Below are 17,055 nucleotides of genomic sequence, written 5' to 3' on the forward strand. Positions count from 1 at the left end.
TACCCGTCCCCGATACGCGCTGCAGTTGATCGGTGGCCCTAATCAGCACTCGTTCGGGGCTTTGGCGCAAATTGCAGCCGTATTGGCGCCTTCAGTTACTGCCGGAACGCCGCTTGCCGCCTAGATAAATGCCAGGCGCTGGCCAGGTGAAGAAGCCAGGCAGGCTCGTTGCCAAAGCCCTTCCCGCCGATGATCAAATTATGACCAATCAATAGGAGAATCTTTATGGACGTCGAAGCCATGGAAAAGCCAGCGGCCAGCAGTCAGGCGGCAACCATATTGATTGACGGTAAGTGGGTAGGTTCGCAGTCGGGCGAGAGCTTCCCCAGTGTCAATCCGGCGACGGGCGAGACCGTTGGTGATGTCAGCGCTGGCACCGCAGCGGATGTGGACGCCGCCGTGCGCGCCGCGCGGGCATCGTTCGAAGACCGGCGCTGGATCGATATGCCTTATCCCCAGCGGGCCAAAATCATGTTCGACATCGCTGACCGTATCGAAGCGGCGATGGAAGAGCTGATTGTCAATGAAACCCGTGAGAACGGCATGCCCCTCATGGGCGCGCGCGGAACCATCGGCAATGGTGCACAGGAGTTTCGGTATTTCGGAGGCTGGATCGGCAAGGTTCACGGCCAGACGGGTGAAATCGCTGCCGGCCCAGCCTATCACGCTTACACGCTCAAGGAGCCGGTGGGCGTTGCGGCGCTGATCATTCCCTGGAATGGCCCGTTCATGCTGGCGTGCCACAAGCTGGCGCCGGCACTTGCGGCCGGCTGCAGTGTGATCCTGAAGCCCGCCGAAGACACGTCGCTTAACACGCTTAACCTGGCGCGCATCTGTCTCGAAGCCGGCGTTCCGCCAGGCGTCATCAACGTCGTTACTGGCCTTGGTCCAGTCGTCGGTCAGGCGCTGGCCGAACATCCGGACATCGATAAGGTCAGTTTTACGGGTTCGACGGCCACCGGCCGAAAGCTGATCCAGGCATCGGCAGGCAATTTCAAGCGGCTTTCGCTTGAACTTGGCGGGAAGTCTCCGGTGATTGTGCTCGACGATGCGGATCTGTCCCTGACCGTTCCCGGTATTCTCGGGGGGATCATGGCCAATTCGGGCCAGGCCTGTATCGCGGGATCGCGGCTGTACGCACAGCGTGGCATCTACGACAAACTCATCCAGGCGCTCTCTGACGCAGCATCGAAGATGGTCGTCGGCAATGGTCTCGACCAGGGTGTTCAGATGGGGCCCGTGATTTCCCAGCGGCAGTTCGATCGCATCATGGGGTATATCGACAGCGGGGTCTCCGAAGGGGGTGAAATCGCCACCGGCGGCAAGCGGCGTGGCGATACCGGCTTCTTCATCGAGCCTACCATCCTTTCAAATGTCCCAGCTGATTCGAAGGTGGTGCGGGAGGAAATCTTCGGTCCGGTACTGTCGGCACTGCCATTTGATGACCTCGATTGGGCCATCAAGGAAGCGAACAATTCCCGCTACGGGCTGGCCGGCGCGGTCTACACGACGTCGTTTGCGAAGGCGCACATCGTCGCGCGGTCTGTGAAGGCCGGCACTTTCTGGATCAACGCCCATCGTCCGACGGACTTCTGGATGCCCTTTGGCGGGTACAAGGAGTCGGGCTGGGGCCGCGAAGGTGGTGCCATGGGCGTTGACGCCTTCCTGGAGACGAAGTCGGTGGTTGCCCGCCTCTACTGACCATCGTCGCCGCTTAAGCACAGCGCGCTAGCGGGTCGCCCCTTTTTCAAGAAGTTTTGGAAGAGGCGCGGCCTGCGCGCGGTGCTCGGGCGGCGGGCGGGCAACGAGTTCGCATCGCGACCGGACCGCATTTGTCGTCCATGCCTGGCACCGGATCCAGCGGATTGGCTGGTCGGTCGTCGCAAGCAACAACAACCCCGGCGCATCCACTATGCGCAGCGATCGCCGGTATATTTTCTGGGATGGCCGATATGCAAAGTGATCTGGTGGCCGATGTGCCGCGCTTCTCGCTGGAGGAACGAACCCGCCGATGGGCCCGGGTCCGCGCCATGATGCGTGAGGAGCGGCTCGATGCGATCTTCGTGCCGCCCAACACCGGCTTTTGGGACCAGTTCCAGGCCAATGTCCGCTATCTTACCGGGATCGGCGGCAATTGCGCCCAGATCGCCGCGGTGTTCCCGCTGGAAGGCGATGTCACGGCCGTGACCAACCCGGACATGGACGTGCGCTATTGGCAGGCGCGGCAGGATTGGGTTCACGACATTCGTCCGGTCAGTGCGGGATGGGGCTATGTCGGTGGCGCGATCGAGCGGATGAAGGAATTGTCGCTGTCCGAGGCGCGGATCGGCGTCACCGGCCTGACGGACAACACGCGCTTTCCCGAGGGCATCACGTCGCTCGGCATTTTTCGACGTTTGCAGGAAGCCTTTCCGAAAGCGGAAATCGTCAATGCCAACCTGCTGCTGGAACGCTCCCGTTTCGTGAAGAGCGACGAGGAGTTGGCGTTCATGAGTGCGGCCACGGCGCTGGTCGAGGGCGCCGTCGAGACCTTGCGTCGCGAGGCCCGGCCGGGTGTTGCCGAGAACATCGTTTACGCCCGCATGCTGGCCAGCATGATCGAGGCGGGCGGCGAAACGCCGACCATGATCCTGTGGTCCGCCGGCTGGCCGCAGCCGCCGTCCAACCAGTATCTGCCCTCGCGGCGAAAGCTCCAGACGGGCGACATGATCTGCATCGAAGCCGAGGGCCGGTGGGGCGGATATTGCGCGCAGAACACCCAGCCCATTTTCGTCGGGAAGGCGCCGGCGGAATATCACCGGATGTTCGCCCGTCAGCAGGAAGCGGTGGCGGCTTGCTACGCCAAGCTCCGGCCGGGCTCTACCGTCGGCGACATCGTCGAGGCCGCGTCGGCTTTCACGAACGATGAACTCCAATGCCGCCTGTTGATGCATGCCCGCGGCTTGGGGGACGATTCGCCGATCGCGATCTATGCCGCGCGGAACGAGCTGATGCGCGATTGGCCGATCGAAGAGAACGCCACCTTCATCGTCAAGCCGATGATCAGCACGCCTGATCACCAGAAACGCATCTACTGGGGCGACACCGTCAAGGTGACCAAGGACGGCGCGCAGCGGCTGGGCAACAGGCCCGCGGAAATCATCGAATTATAAGATGTGGCGTTGCCCGCCGGGATCGGGCCGAGGGGAGAAATTGTCGATGAGTCAACATACACCCAAATGGCTGAGCGAGATTGACCCGGTCGAGTTCGAACGCGCGTTGACGGACGACCCCTACCCGTATTGGGCTCGGCTGCGGGAGGAGGCGCCGGTCGCGTGGGTTCCGTCCATGCAGATGTGGATGGTGACCCGCTGGCGCGAAGTGCGCGCCGTCGCCATGGACAGGAAGAGTTTCCATGGCGCGTGCGATCCCGCTCATATGCGGTTGTTCGGCGAGAACAACGTCCTGTCGGCTGAAGGCGCGGTCCATGCCGAGATCCGTTCGTTCGTCGATCCGCATCTGCGCAAGAACAAGGTTTCGACATATGTCGACGATCTGGTCAGGCCAACCGCGCGGCGATTGCTGGAATCGCTGAAGAGCAGGCGCAAGGCCGATATCGTCGCCGAATATCTCGAACCGGTAAGCGTCCGCGCGCTGGGCGATTATCTGGGCCTGCGGGATGTGCCCTCCGCTCAGCTCATGCGCTGGTTCCACGGGCTCGGCACCGCGCTGGTCAACAAGGGCATGGACGAGCACGGCAATTTCCTGGCTCCTGAGGCCCAGCAACATGCCGATGTCATCAAGGCGGAGATCCGCGCGACCGTGGATCCGATCCTCGATCGGGTGCGGCGGACACCCGATGATTCAGGGCTGTCGCATTGGGTCAACGAGGCGACGCCGCCGGGGCAGCCGCGGTCTAACGACTTCATCTATCCCACGCTGTTCGTGACGATCCTGGGCGGAATGCAGGAGCCGGGTCATGGTGCGGCGAATACGCTGCTCGGGCTTTTCTCCCGGCCGGATCAATTCGAAGAGGTGCGCGCGGACTGGAGTCTGATCGAACTCGCCAATCATGAAGGATATCGCTGGATATCGCCGATCGGCGTGTTCACCCGTCGGGTGATGAAGGATACCGAAGTGGGCGGCGTCCTGATTCCCGAAGGGGCGATCGTCGCGGGGTCGATGGCATCGGCGAACCGGGATCCTGAGCAGTTTCCCGATGGCGACGTCTACGACCTCCGGCGGCCGCCGAAGTCGCACATCGCCTTCAACATGGGCGCGCATTCCTGCGCGGGGCGCTATTTCGGCAGCGCCGTGCAGCGCATCGCACTTGAGGAGCTGTTCGCGGCCTTCCCCGGCCTTGCTCAGGACAAGGATGCCGATCCGACTGTGTCCGGCTGGTTCTTCCGCGCTACGGTGGGGCTGCCGGTCGTCTGGTGACGGACGGCCGACAGATGCAAATCTGTCGCACGGCCGTCACGCAGACTACGGCGCGCTGGCGCATCCGGATCGGGAGAAGGTAGCGCGGATGATAAGGGTCAATTTCTTGCTGGCGGATCAGCGCGTGGTACAGGTCCGCGCTGAAGCCGGCGACAGCGTGATGCATGTGGCGCTCATGCAGGAAGTCGAAGGAATCCTGGGCGAATGTGGCGGGGGCATGATGTGCGGCACCTGCCATTGCTATGTGGGCGACGAATGGGTCGATGCGGTCGGGCCGGCGTGCGCCGACGAAGCGGACCTTCTGGAGGGCGCGATGGCCGAGATACTGCCCAGCAGCAGGCTGTCATGCCGTATTCTGTTGTCGCAGGCGCTCGATGGTCTGGTCGTCCGCATCCCCCAAACGCAGGGCTGACGATAGCTGCGGCCGGCTTTTCCGGCTTGCCCAAGCCGGCGAGACGACGCTACGTATCCTGCGACATGAAAATGAGCCACGTGAGAACGTTTCCCGGGCACCTGCTCAGGCGAGCGAACCAGATTTCGATGGCGATCTTCGCTGAGGAAATGGCGGAGACGGAGCTGACCTCGGTCCAGCATGTCGCGCTCATCGCGATCGCCGAATATGGCAAGCTAGATGTCACAAGGCTCGCCGAAATCATCGATTTCGACAAGGCGACTATCGGTGATGTCGTCCTGAGACTCGAAAGAAAAGGCCTGTTGAAGCGCACCGTCAGCGAATCCGATGGCCGGGTGAAGCTGCTGCGGCTCACCGCCGCCGGAAAAGCACTGCTGTTCGTGAGCGAACAGCGGGTCGAAGCTGTCCAGGCACGGATATTGGATCGCCTGCAGGAAGACGAGCGTGCGCACTTCATCGCCCTGCTCGCGAAACTGGTGGGTGGAAACGCTGCCCAACCGGAAGATAGCGAAGATAATCTGGTGGCAGATCTTCGCCGGTGAACTTGGATGTGCACGGGTAGTAACGGCCATCCCCGAACAAGTATATTCTGGGAACAGCCAGAAGCGCCAAGACATTGACGAGTTGCGCCAATCTGGAGCGACGCGCTGGGCGAAGGAGGCCGCACCATTGTACTGGTGACAACGTTGCCATAGTCAAACCACTGACGATGATATGGCCGCAGCCTTTCGATCATCTCCGAGATCATCCCGGATAACAGCCGAGGTACATATGCGCGACGCGTTCGTTTATTCAGCAAACCCGTCACGGATCATATTCGGGCGGGGCAAGCTGGCCACCCTAGCGGATGAAGCGGACAGGATAGGCATATGCCGCGCGCTCGTGCTTTCCACGCCCGAGCAGGCGGCGTCCGCTCTAGATATCGCAGGCCGGCTTGGTTCCCGTTCCGCCGGCACCTTCACCGGCGCGGTCATGCACACGCCGGTGGAGGTGACGGACCAGGCGCTCGCCGTCGCGAAGGACCTTGGCATTGACGGGATCGTCGCTGTTGGCGGAGGTTCCACGATCGGCCTCGGCAAGGCGATAGCGTTACGCACGGATCTGCCGCAGATCGTCGTGCCGACGACCTATGCCGGATCGGAGGTCACACCGGTGCTTGGCGAAACCAGGGATGGCCAGAAGGTTACGCAGACCAATCTCAAGGTGCTGCCAGAGGTCGTGATCTACGACGTCGACATGACCCTGGGTCTTCCCGAACGCATGTCGGCGACAAGCGGCATCAACGCGATCGCCCATGCGGTCGAGGCGCTCTACGCGATGAACGGCAATCCGATCATCGACATGATGGCCGCGGCCGGGGTTCGCTCGCTTGCCGGGGCGCTACCGCGCATCGTCGCCAACCCCATGGATCTCGCCGCACGATCCGAGGCTCAATATGGCGCCTGGCTTTGCGGCACCTGCCTGGGCGCAGTCGGCATGTCGCTCCATCACAAGCTTTGTCACACGCTCGGCGGCTCTTTCAACCTGCCTCACGCGGAAACGCACACGATCGTCTTGCCGCATGCGTTGCGCTACAACGCGCCGGCAGTCCCCGGAGCGATAGCGGCTCTGGCCAGCGCGCTGGGCGCCAGCGATCCGGCATTGGAATTGTTCGATCTCGCTGGTCGGCTCGGTGCGCCGCGCGGCCTGAAGGATATCGGAATGCCCGAAAGCGGCATTGATGAGGCTGTCGATCGGGCACTCGCCAATCCCTATTACAATCCCCGGCCGCTCGATCGCGCTTCGCTACGCGCGTCGATCGCGGCTGCATGGGCGGGGGGTCCGCCACAAGGCAACTAACACCGCCCCACCCGCACTGTGGTTGGCATTTTCATGCGTATTATGATCAAATCGGCAATATCATTGCGCCAAACATTCACAATACGATAAGGCTGGCAAAATTGTCTGCCGAGGGGATTATGATGACAGCCGAAATTCGCGCGCCATCCGGACGGATATCGGGCCGATGAGCGACGTGAGCCAGCAAGTCGGCACCTTGGGGAAAACGCGTGCGCGGGTCGCGGCGGCAGCGGTCATCATGACTATGGACGGGTTCGACTCTTTCAGCCTCAGCCTGATGGCGCCCCTGATCACCCGCGAGCTCGAGATCCCAGCCGCGACTTTGGGACTCGTCTTCGCCAGTGCGATGGGCGGAATGACCATCGGCGCCCTGGTCGGAGGAACGCTGGCGGACAGGTTCGGGCGGCTGCGGCTGTTGTTCGTGTCGATCCTGCTCTTCGCCCTGGCCGCCCTGACGATGCCATTGGTCGGCAGTCCGGGCGAGATCATCCTCAACCGAGCCATCGCCGGCATGGGGCTGGGCGCGGCGGGTCCGATCGCGACATCGTTGCTCAATCGCCCCGGTGAGAAGCCGCCGGGCGAGTTCGCGGTCGCGCTGGTCTGGTCGGGCATAGCCATTGGCGGGTGCCTCGCTGCGCTGTTCAACTATGTGTTTGCGGCTACCTATGGCTGGCGGCTGATCTTCATCGTCGGCGGCCTGCTGCCCATTCCCGTCGCCATCTGCACCTATTTCGTCTTTCGCGATACGCCATCTGGCGTCCCTTCGGGTGGGATGGACAGGGCGGCTGCGCGCCCGCGGATATCGGGTCTCTTCACCCATGGCCGCGCCGCTCGCACGTTCATCGTCGCGGGCATGTTCTTCTTCGGCTTCGTCACGACATCGATCATGGTGTACTGGCTGCCGACGGTGCTCAGCCATCTCGCGGCGTCGTCCTTCATGATCTCCGCGACCTTCGCCGGCATTAACGGCGGTTCCGTGGTTGGAATGCTGCTCCTTGGTTTCCTGGCTTCCCGCGGACGATCGGCACGGATCAGGACATGGACGTGGGCCTCTGCCGGCCTGTGCGGCCTGGGGGCGTCGCTGCTGAGCGGCAACGCGGCAATGATCGCCTTGCTGGCGATTATCGGGGCAACGATCGCGGCGGGCGGCCAGTCACTGGCGATTTCGCTCGCCAACGACCTCCACCGCACAACCGGCCTTCAGGCCACCTCGGTCGGCTTCATGACCGCGGCGGGACGCATCGGTCAGTTCAGCGCACTGGGTATCAGCGGAGTGATCGTCGCATGGAGTGGTCAGGAGACGGTGGTGTTCGCGCTCGCGGGGGTGGCGGCGCTCCTGGCGGCCCTGCTGTCCGCTATTGCCGCCAGATCGATGGAGAAGCATGTCGCGCCGGTTTGACGGGCTCCGACTTCGTCCGGTCTCGCCCGCCGGCCAGTGACCACTATCATGGCTAATTTTAACCAGTAAAATTGAAACTGGTTTAATTTAGCCATGATTAGGCCGCCGGTCGGAGTGGCAAAAATCGAGTTGAAGAATAAATCATTGTTTTTCAATCCATTGAAGGAATTCCGCCTCTGCCGTTGAACTGGCACGGCTCCTGCAATGCCTCCCGCAACGCGGCTTGACCGCTCGCTGGAGAGGATCTGCACTTGGCTACCCCGTCAAACACGGTTGAAAGCATATCGGAAGGGGGCGGCGGTTCCGCCACCGGCTGCATGGATTCCTTCTTCGATGCACCGGGGCCGGACCACGAGATCGTCGCCAGCGCGCGTGCGCTCCAGCCGCTCATCCGTGAACATGCCAGCGATGGCGACGCCAACCGTCGTGCAAGCGACACCGTGATGGACATACTTCACGCGCAGGGCTTGCTGCACATCGCCGTTCCGAAGCGGCTGGGCGGCAAGGGCGCGAATTTCCGCACCTTCATCGATGCGGTGGCAGAGATCGGCTATGCCGATGGCGGCACTGCATGGGCGTCCGCGCTGCTGAACGTCTGCACCTGGTTCGCGACGCTGTTTTCGGAGCAGGCGCAGGCCGATGTGTTCGGCGGCGGCAAGCTTTCCCGGGTCTGCGGCATATTCACGCCGCCCCAGATTTCGGAACGGATCTACGACAAGGTAAGCGGCGGCGTCCGCGTGACCGGGGAATGGCCTTATGCGTCCGGGTCCGCGCACGCCGATTGGGCAGTGCTGGGCGTGAAGGTCGGCGAAAATGCCGATGGTTCGCCCATCCTCGGCCTCGGCCTGATTCCGATGGCGGATCTCTCTCTCAAGGACAGCTGGTTTGTCGCTGGTATGCGGGCCTCGGCCAGCAATACGCTGGTGGCCAACAACGTCTTCGTTCCTGATCACCGCATCCAGCTGTTCGAAAGGATGGGCGACGAGGATTATCTGCGGGAAGCGTCGGACGAGGCGAGCGACTATGCCTCGTTCATACCGGTGGCCGCGCTCGTCCTGTGCGGTGCGCAATTGGGACTGGTAAGGGCGGCGCTCGACCTGAGCCGTGAAAAAGGCGCGGCGAAGAATGTCGCCTACACGATATACGCCCAGGCGCGGCAGTCGCCCGCGCATCAGATCGCGATTGCGCAGGCGGCCAGCGAAGCCGATCAGGCCTATCTTCTGCTCGCCCGCGCCGCCGCCGACATCGACAAGGCGGCATCACGTCGCGAGAAGCTCGATCGGCTGACACGCGCCCGCATCCGGATGGATACGGGCCAGACCGCCAGGCTTTGCCGGACCGCCATCAATCGCCTGCTCAGCTTCAACGGCGCCAGCAGCTTTGCGGACGTCAATCCGATCCAGCGGATCTGGCGCGATAGCGAGATAGCGGGCCGACATGCTTTCGTGATGCCGGAGATCGCCGACCTGATCTACGGCCGTATCCTGCTCGGCCTCGAGGAACCTGTTCAACCTTTTTGATGCGGCCGGCGGCGCCGGTTGCGGCCGTAAGATTAAATATTCCGACGTCGGACAAGAATGATTCTAGAATTAGAAGAGGAGGGCATAATGAAAAAAGGCAAAATATTGCGGAGCACGACCGCCATGCTGATCTGCACGATGGGTGCGGCGGCCAGCGCGCAGGTCGCTTCTCCTTTAGCGGGAGAGGCGGCTGCTGCCGTCGAGCAGGGCGATAGCGTCGGCGGCGACATCATCGTCACCGCGCTCAAGCGCTCGGAATCGTTGCAGGACGTACCGGCCGCCGTGTCGGTGCTCAGCAATGAAAAACTCTCGACGCTGGGCGTTACCAATCTCACCCAGATCGGCAACATCGCGCCGGGCATCAGCGTCACGCCGATCCGCACCCAGGCATTCATCTTCATCCGGGGCGTTGGACAGACGCTGACCTCACCAAATGCGGATGCCCAGACAGCGACCAATTTCAACGGCGTCTACCTTCCCGCGGAGATTGCCGGAACGGCGTTTTTCGACGTCGATCGCGTCGAAGTCCTCCCCGGGCCTCAGGGGACGCTCTATGGCCGCAACTCGACGGGCGGAGTCGTCAACCTGATCAGCCGCAAGCCGGGAACTGATTTCGGGATCGACGGCCTGCTGGAAATCGGCAATTATTCGCGGGTTCAGGCTCGGCTGGGCGTGGATGTACCGCTGTCGGACACGCTATCCTCGCGCACCGCAGGCACGCTCATCCGCCACGATGGCTATTTCAACAATGGCGAGGACGATCAGAAGACCTGGTCCGTCCGCGAGACCCTTGTCTGGGCGCCTCGCGACGGGACCAATGTCACGGCCGTCGCGACCTATACGCATGATGGCGGCATCGGAAACACGCTTCAGAACATTCCACCGCGCGAATGCGGATCGCGCTGCGCCACTTTCGATCCGAAGGCGCTCGGATATTATAGCGACGCCGATACTTTCATATCGAGCCTTCAGGTGCAGCAGGACCTGTCGGACAGCGCGCAACTGACCTACATTGGCGGCTATTCCAAGCTCAAGCTCGATTCGCTGAACACGATCTTCACCGGCCCGCCGGTGGCGCCGCTGCGCTTCATCGAGGATATCGACAGCCAGAGCCATGAGCTGCGCCTGTCCGGCCAGCTTGGCCAGGTCGATTTCGTCCTGGGCGGCTATTATTTCAAGCAGGACGCGACCTACGACTTCTTCGCGTCTCCCGTTCCGGCCCAGAAGATCACTACGATCTTCCGCGCGAAATCACATGGCGAGGCCGCGTTCGGCCAGGTCAGCTATTCGATCACGCCCGAATTGCGGCTCGTCGGTGGCCTGCGATATTCGAGCACGACGAAGAGCCTCGACGGCTTCAACGCCGTCGACAATGCCGCCAATGTCCGCATCCAGTTCCGCCCCTATGAGGGCAAGTCGACGTTGAACCGGTTAGACTGGAAAGCGGGTGTGGAGTTCGATGTGACGCCGGACTCGCTCCTGTACGCGAACGTCGCCACCGGATTCACTCCGGGCGGGTTCAGCACCGGGCCAGCCGTTGTCGGCCAGATCCAGGCGGCGTCGTTCGAGCCCGTGAAGCTGCGGGCCTATACAGCCGGTGCCAAGAACAAGCTTTTCAACGGGCTGATGACGCTGAACGTCGAAGGCTTCTACTATGACTACAAGAACTACCAGGTCAGCGCGCGCGATATCATCACGCTACAAAACCTGGTGTTCAATGCCGACAAGGCGACCATCTACGGTGCCCAGATCGACTCGCGGCTGAACCTCGGCTCGCATGACGAGTTCGCGGTCGGCGCCACCTATCTCGATGCCAAGGCGGATCGCCCGATCACGCCCGTGGCCAACTATAGCGGCTTCGCTCTGCCCTATTCGCCGCGGTGGACGCTCAACGCTTTCTATCAGCACCGCTTCGATCTCGCCGACGGCGCCGAACTGCGCGGATCGGTCAATTTCAAATATACCAGCAAGCGCTGGTCGATCTACAGCCATGGCGTCGGGTTCGACATCAAGTCCAACACGCACACCGATCTCAACTTCGGCTATTTCGCCGATCGCGACAGATGGTCGCTCCAGGCATTCGTGCGCAATCTCGAAGACAGCCTGGTCAAGACGTCGTGCGCCAATGCGATCCCGGGGCCCGCCGGATGCTTTTTCGAGCCTCCGCGCACCTACGGCGTTACTCTGCAGTTCAATTATTGACGTATGACCACGATACCGGATCTCGATGATCCGGTATCGTTGAAAGGAGCAGCAATGGACGTCGAGCAAGAGGGAACACGCGATAGCGAGCGTTCCGAAAGCTCCAACGGCGCCGGCCCGGCAGGCCGGGCATCGCGCGCCAGGCAAGGCCATCCCGGTCAGTTCCTGCGCAACCAGTGGTATGTCATCGCGTCGAGCGCAGAGCTGGTCCCCGGGACGCCGCTCGCGCGTACCCTGCTAGCCGAGCCGATCCTGCTGTGGCGGAGCGAGGGCGGGGATGTCAGCGCGCTGGCGGATTTCTGTCCACATCGTTACGCGCCGCTGAGCTTCGGCCGGCTGGATCATGAAGGTGTGCGCTGCGGCTATCATGGCCTCAAATTCGATGGCCGTGGGCGATGTATCGACAATCCCCACGGGCCGATTGTCAGCACCCTGGCCGTGCAGGCCTTCTCCGTCGTCGAGCGTCACGGTTATATCTGGCTGTGGATGGGTAAGCAGGACCTGGTCGACGCATCGCGTATCCCTGATCTCGGTTTCATCGATGAGCGGCCCGCCACCGCCGTGAGCCAGGGGTATTTATTTTCAAAGGCGGACCACCGATTGTTCGAGGATAATATCTTCGACCTGAGCCACGTAGATTATCTGCATGCCTCGGCGCTTGGAGGCGGATCGGTCACGCGGAGCAAGGGCAAGGTCACGGAAGGCGAGGGTGGCGCGGTTCGTATCGAGTGGTCCGCGGAGGACGAAGTGCCATTCCCCTTGTTCAAGCCGGATCTGCCGCCCGGCGCCAATGTCGACATGCTGATGAGCGTGGAGTGGTTTCCTTCCGGCGTGATGATCCACCGGACGCAGGTCACCCCGACGGGGACGCCGATGGAGCAGGGGTTCGGATCGTGGAATGCGCATTTCATGATGCCTGAAACGGCGCGGACGACGCATTATTTCTTCTGTAACACGCGCGATTACCGCGCCGACGACGCCTATCACAATGCGGCACGCGCGGCGCATATCCAGGAGATATTTGGGACGCAGGACAAGCCGATCATCGAGGCGCAGCAATTACGCCTTGGCGACGCCGACCTCTTCGATCGCGAACCCCGGCTGTTGCCGACCGATGCTGCCTCGACCCGCGCGAGGCGGGTCTACAACCGCATGCTCGCGGATGAGGTGGCCGCCTGGTGACAAGGCTCGACGTTGCTGAAGCACAGCGAAAGCTCGTGCGGGCCGCTCGTCGTCGCCTCATTGCATTTCTAGACCAATAGAGAGTGATTTATGTCCATACAGCGCCACACCGTCATCCACGAGGGCCCAGGCGGTCCATTCGAGTCGACCGCATTCCTCGATCCATCGGCCGGCGTTCAGCCTGGTCTGTTGCTATTCCCGAACTTCCTTGGCGCGCAGCAATCCTATGCGGAGATCGCGGAGGACATAGCGGGCCTCGGTTTCAAGGTGCTGGAGGTAGACTTCTATGGGCAGGGCAAGCGTGCTTCGGATGGTGAGACCGCGACGAAGCTGATGGGGGAACTGGTATCCGACCGGGCGGTGATGCGCGATCGACTGCTCGGTGCACTGGCGGAGCTCCGGAAGCTGCCGGGCGTAGATGCGGCCAAGGTCGGCGCGGTCGGCTTCTGCCTGGGTGGCAAGTGCGTGCTCGATCTGGCGCGGGCCGGTGCCGACATCGCCGGTGGCGTGGTTTTCCACGGCGTCTACGATCGCCCGCCTTTTCCCAATGCCGCCATCACCGCGAAGCTGCTGATTTGTCACGGCTGGAACGATCCACTCTGTCCGCCGGATGCGACGGCCGGGCTCGCGCAGGAACTGACGGAAGCGGATGTCGACTGGCAGTTGATTGCCTACGGCCGTACCGGGCACGCCTTCACGGCGGCGCAGATGCCGATGAACGAAGCCAGAAGCTTCGGTTTTCAACCCGATGCAAACCGCAGGAGCTTTAAGGCGATGGAGAACTTCCTGGCGGAAGTGTTCGCCTAGCGCCGTCCGTCCGCGGTTTCGCGCGCCGACGCTGTCGTCGGCGCGCATCGTCTAAACCATCCGAGGAGGCGGCCGATGCATAAACTCGTCGCACTTTATCATGAGCCCGCCGATCGCGATCATTTCCGAACCCATCTGCTCGAGGTGCATTTACCCATCGTGCGTCGGTTCCCGCGCTTGCGTGCAATGCGCGTAGCGTTCGATCTGGTCGATGCCAGTGGTGCATCGTCCTATTTCGCGATGGTGGAATGCGGGTTCGATGACCAAGCCGATTTACAGGAGGCGCTGGCTTCCCCAGCCGGGATCGAAGCATCGCAGGACGTGCCGAACTATGCCGGCGCGGGCGTGACCATCCTGACTTTCGACAGCTACGACGCGTTGCAGGGAGATATGGCATGACGCCTTCGGCACCGACAATTTCGCGGTCGGTCACGCTCAACTTCAATGGCGACTGGGGCTATGCGAACTTTCATCGCATATGTGCCTGGCTCACCCAGGAATTTTGTGACCGGGCCGGGCCCAGATCGAGGACTGCGATCTGGAGCTTGCGCGGCGGTGGATCCGAGCCGCTCTATCTCCTCAACGATGGTGAGTTGGACCTCTGCATCGCCACTCCGACGATGATGCTGCCCGACGCGCTCGCCGGGAAAGGGATGTTCGCCGGAACGCCGATGCCCGAGCTTCGGGCGCTCGCGACTATCCCGCAAAATGACCGGATGGTGTTCGCGATAGATCCGAAGTTCGGCATTTCCACATTCGAGGAGCTTCGCGCCAAGAAGCCGGCGCTCCGGATCGCGGCCTCGATAGACGATGGATCAAACTTTATCGGCTATGCCAGTCGGCGCATGATGGAGGCTCACGGGCTCGACGAAGCGACTCTCCTGTCCTGGGGCTGCGAATATGTCGTTGATAACCGGCCCGACGATTCCCTGGCGCGGATGCGTGATGGCGAGGTGGATGCGATCGTGCAGGAAGCGATCATGATGCCTTGGTGGCGCGCGGTCATCGACACGCGCAACGCCATACCCCTGCCAGCGGAAAGCGCCGCGCTGTGCACGTTGGAAAAAGATTATGGCTATCGCCGCAACAGCCTTCCGGCCGGCTTCTTCAGCACTCTGAAAGACGAAATCCCGACGCTGGATTTCTCCGACTTCGCAATCCTCGTGCGAAGCGACTTACCCGACGATATCGCCTATCTGCTGACGTGGTGCCTCGTCGAGACGCGGGGAGCTCTCGAAGCGCAATATCGTCATGTCCCGTCTGATCGAAGCCCGGTCAACTATCCGATCGAGCCGAAGAAAATGGCTATGACCTCGATCCCGCTGCACCCTGCCGCCAAGCGTTTCTATGAAGAAGGCGGTTATCTCTGAGCGACGGGGGCGCCGTTTCTCCCGCTATTTGTCTCTCAGTCGATAGCGCATCTGTGACCTCGTCAGACCGAGTTTCCGCGCCGCCTTGGAAACATTTCCGTGACAGGCGGCCATGGCTTCGCGGACTGCGATTGCCTCGATTTCCCACAGATGCAATCCGGACGTCAAACTGGTTTGCGCGGGCTCCGGCTGCTCCCTGAACTCCTGCTCGATCAGCGCACCCGATGTCAGAGGCGTAAGAAAGGTTTTCTTCAGGTAATTCTTGCCGTGGAAAAGATGCAGGGCGTCGATCGGCTCGTCATCCAGCGTCAGGATCGCCGCCCGTTCGATCATATTCTCGAGCTCCCGCACATTGCCCGGAAAATCGTGCAGCAACAGGGCATCCGCCGCCGACTGCGTAAAGCCCGCCACGCGCCGCCCCGTGCGCTGGTTGAAGCGTGCGAGGAAGTACTGGATGAGCGGGGGGATATCGTCGCGGCGTTCGCGCAGCGACGGAATGGTCAGCGGAAAGACATTGAGCCGATGCAGCAGGTCGAGGCGGAAATTTCCGCGGCGCACCTCATCCTCGAGATCGACGTTGGTGGCGCATATGAGGCGGACGTCGACCTTGCGCATCGTGGTGCCGCCAACGCGCGCAAATTGACCGTCCTGGATGACTCGAAGCAATTTGGCCTGCGCATTCAGGGCAAGCGTGCCGATCTCATCGAGAAAAAGCGTGCTTCCGTCGGCGGCTTCGAACCATCCGGGCCTCGAATGGTTTGCGCCGGTATAGGCGCCTCGCTCGACGCCGAAGAGTTCGGCATCTATGAGGCTTTCCGGTATTGCGGCGCAGTTGACGCTGTATAGCGGCTTGGCGGCGCGGGGGCTCTCATCGTGCAGCGCACGCGCGAACACCTCTTTGCCCACGCCGGTTTCGCCTTGAAGCAATACGGTAGTGGTCATCGGAGCAACCCGCTTCAGCAGATACCAGGCTCCCAGGAAACCGGGAGACGTGCCGATGACCCCGACCGGCATCCTGTCCTGAATCCGGTCGCCTACCGGCGGCAGTACGACGTGAGGCGTCATGACCATATTGGCCGTGTCAGGCCATTCCTCGGCGGGCTTGCCGACTATCCGGCAGGTCGGGTCACCACAGGCAACACATTCGACCTCACGAAACTCGATAGGCCGTTCCATGACGGCGCTCGTATAGCCCGAGGCATATCCGATCTGCATCCAGCATACCGGGTCGGAGCTGCCGCCGAAACAGGCGACGTGGCTTTCCGCTTCCGCCGAATTGCGCCAGATGAGTTCGCTATAATATTGGCCGGACTCGACATCGGCGTCGATGGAAACCGGCTCCACGAACACTTCGCCGCGTAGCGAGTGAAGCTGCGGGCCGACCAGAAATGCGTCGAGCTGCGGCTTGCCTGCCCGAACCTTTAACGCGATTATGGCCTCGCGCGTGCCCGCGGCATAGCCCATTCGAAACAAACTCGCCCGCGCCTTGCCCGGTCCGAGCGCCTCGAACAATTCGCGACGCATAGCGATCAGCGCTTCCAGATTCAGGATCACCACGCGCTGGTCGTCGAGCCAGATCTGTCCCTCGTGCGGCGAAAACCTTATGCGCCTGCTGAGATCCGAAATGTCCGGCAATATGGACGTATCGCCGGTGCTTGCCCCGGCATTGGCGTTCTCTCTCAACGAAAAGCTTGTGAAACGCGTCATCAGCGGCGCTCGCTTTTGCAGCTCAATTGCCGGCAGAAAAGGACGTTGGCCCCCCGCAATGCCGCCGCCCATCCGGGATGATGTGGACAGCCGATTTCATAACAAGCTTGGCTATCATTAGCCATTTAGAATCCCGCCGCAAAAGGAACATGCGCATTGCGCTTCGCGATTGGCGCATTCGGCCAAGAACGTGGCGGT

At 61.9% G+C, this 17,055-nt stretch carries 14 protein-coding genes; 13 read left to right on the forward strand and 1 reads right to left on the reverse strand.

What is annotated here, in order from left to right:
* The first annotated feature begins 225 nt into the window (after positions 1–225).
* From WP12_RS06775 to WP12_RS06835, 13 genes are all read left to right on the forward strand, one after another.
* A complete protein-coding gene (locus tag WP12_RS06775) occupies positions 226–1,701 on the forward strand; it encodes an aldehyde dehydrogenase family protein (RefSeq protein ID WP_046192943.1) in 1,476 nt (491 codons plus the stop codon).
* 56 nt (positions 1,702–1,757) lie between these two features.
* Positions 1,758–3,152 (forward strand): M24 family metallopeptidase, encoded by a 1,395-nt coding sequence (locus WP12_RS06780; protein ID WP_160299176.1) that lies wholly within the window; start codon positions 1,758–1,760, stop codon positions 3,150–3,152.
* Positions 3,153–3,198: 46 nt separating this feature from the next.
* A complete protein-coding gene (locus tag WP12_RS06785; RefSeq protein WP_046192945.1) occupies positions 3,199–4,419 on the forward strand; it encodes a cytochrome P450 in 1,221 nt (406 codons plus the stop codon).
* Between the two features lie 106 nt (positions 4,420–4,525).
* Complete coding sequence (locus WP12_RS06790) at positions 4,526–4,831, forward strand: 2Fe-2S iron-sulfur cluster-binding protein (RefSeq protein WP_235399017.1); 306 nt, start codon at positions 4,526–4,528, stop codon at positions 4,829–4,831.
* Positions 4,832–4,857: 26 nt separating this feature from the next.
* The gene (locus WP12_RS06795) at positions 4,858–5,373 is read left to right on the forward strand and encodes a MarR family winged helix-turn-helix transcriptional regulator (protein WP_200894470.1); all 516 of its coding nucleotides are present in this window, start codon (positions 4,858–4,860) and stop codon (positions 5,371–5,373) included.
* A 229-nt stretch (positions 5,374–5,602) separates the two neighbouring features.
* A complete protein-coding gene (locus WP12_RS06800) occupies positions 5,603–6,670 on the forward strand; it encodes a maleylacetate reductase (protein WP_046192948.1) in 1,068 nt (355 codons plus the stop codon).
* 166 nt (positions 6,671–6,836) lie between these two features.
* The gene (locus tag WP12_RS06805; protein ID WP_084691007.1) at positions 6,837–8,069 is read left to right on the forward strand and encodes an MFS transporter; all 1,233 of its coding nucleotides are present in this window, start codon (positions 6,837–6,839) and stop codon (positions 8,067–8,069) included.
* A gap of 251 nt (positions 8,070–8,320) precedes the next feature.
* The gene (locus WP12_RS06810; RefSeq protein WP_200894471.1) at positions 8,321–9,589 is read left to right on the forward strand and encodes an acyl-CoA dehydrogenase family protein; all 1,269 of its coding nucleotides are present in this window, start codon (positions 8,321–8,323) and stop codon (positions 9,587–9,589) included.
* 87 nt (positions 9,590–9,676) lie between these two features.
* Positions 9,677–11,791 carry a TonB-dependent receptor gene (locus tag WP12_RS06815; protein ID WP_046192951.1) on the forward strand — a complete coding sequence of 705 codons (2,115 nt, stop codon included), beginning with the start codon at positions 9,677–9,679 and terminating at the stop codon, positions 11,789–11,791.
* 54 nt (positions 11,792–11,845) lie between these two features.
* Entirely contained in the window at positions 11,846–12,973 is a 1,128-nt protein-coding gene (locus WP12_RS06820; protein WP_160299178.1) for an aromatic ring-hydroxylating dioxygenase subunit alpha, read from the forward strand.
* Between the two features lie 90 nt (positions 12,974–13,063).
* A complete protein-coding gene (locus WP12_RS06825; protein WP_046192952.1) occupies positions 13,064–13,780 on the forward strand; it encodes a dienelactone hydrolase family protein in 717 nt (238 codons plus the stop codon).
* A 75-nt stretch (positions 13,781–13,855) separates the two neighbouring features.
* Positions 13,856–14,179 (forward strand): EthD family reductase, encoded by a 324-nt coding sequence (locus WP12_RS06830; protein WP_046192953.1) that lies wholly within the window; start codon positions 13,856–13,858, stop codon positions 14,177–14,179.
* Entirely contained in the window at positions 14,176–15,150 is a 975-nt protein-coding gene (locus tag WP12_RS06835; RefSeq protein ID WP_046192954.1) for a TAXI family TRAP transporter solute-binding subunit, read from the forward strand. The genes WP12_RS06830 and WP12_RS06835 overlap by 4 nt, the downstream gene beginning before the upstream one ends.
* A gap of 24 nt (positions 15,151–15,174) precedes the next feature.
* Here WP12_RS06835 and WP12_RS06840 read toward each other — a convergent pair whose 3' ends face one another.
* Positions 15,175–16,857, reverse strand: a complete 1,683-nt coding sequence (locus WP12_RS06840) for a sigma-54-dependent Fis family transcriptional regulator (protein ID WP_084691022.1) — start codon at positions 16,855–16,857, stop codon at positions 15,175–15,177.
* Between the last annotated feature and the right edge of the window lie 198 nt (positions 16,858–17,055).

It is taken from the genome of Sphingomonas sp. SRS2 (assembly GCF_000971055.1).
In the GTDB taxonomy this organism is placed as follows: Bacteria; Pseudomonadota; Alphaproteobacteria; order Sphingomonadales; family Sphingomonadaceae; genus Rhizorhabdus.

Coding starts and splice junctions, on each gene's coding strand:
- WP12_RS06775 (WP_046192943.1), top strand. CDS start 226: ATGGACGTCGAAGCCATGGAAAAGCCAGCGGCCAGCAGTCAGGCGGCA.
- WP12_RS06785 (WP_046192945.1), top strand. CDS start 3,199: ATGAGTCAACATACACCCAAATGGCTGAGCGAGATTGACCCGGTCGAG.
- WP12_RS06800 (WP_046192948.1), top strand. CDS start 5,603: ATGCGCGACGCGTTCGTTTATTCAGCAAACCCGTCACGGATCATATTC.
- WP12_RS06805 (WP_084691007.1), top strand. CDS start 6,837: ATGAGCGACGTGAGCCAGCAAGTCGGCACCTTGGGGAAAACGCGTGCG.
- WP12_RS06815 (WP_046192951.1), top strand. CDS start 9,677: ATGAAAAAAGGCAAAATATTGCGGAGCACGACCGCCATGCTGATCTGC.
- WP12_RS06820 (WP_160299178.1), top strand. CDS start 11,846: ATGGACGTCGAGCAAGAGGGAACACGCGATAGCGAGCGTTCCGAAAGC.
- WP12_RS06825 (WP_046192952.1), top strand. CDS start 13,064: ATGTCCATACAGCGCCACACCGTCATCCACGAGGGCCCAGGCGGTCCA.
- WP12_RS06830 (WP_046192953.1), top strand. CDS start 13,856: ATGCATAAACTCGTCGCACTTTATCATGAGCCCGCCGATCGCGATCAT.
- WP12_RS06835 (WP_046192954.1), top strand. CDS start 14,176: ATGACGCCTTCGGCACCGACAATTTCGCGGTCGGTCACGCTCAACTTC.
- WP12_RS06840 (WP_084691022.1), bottom strand. CDS start 16,857: ATGACGCGTTTCACAAGCTTTTCGTTGAGAGAGAACGCCAATGCCGGG.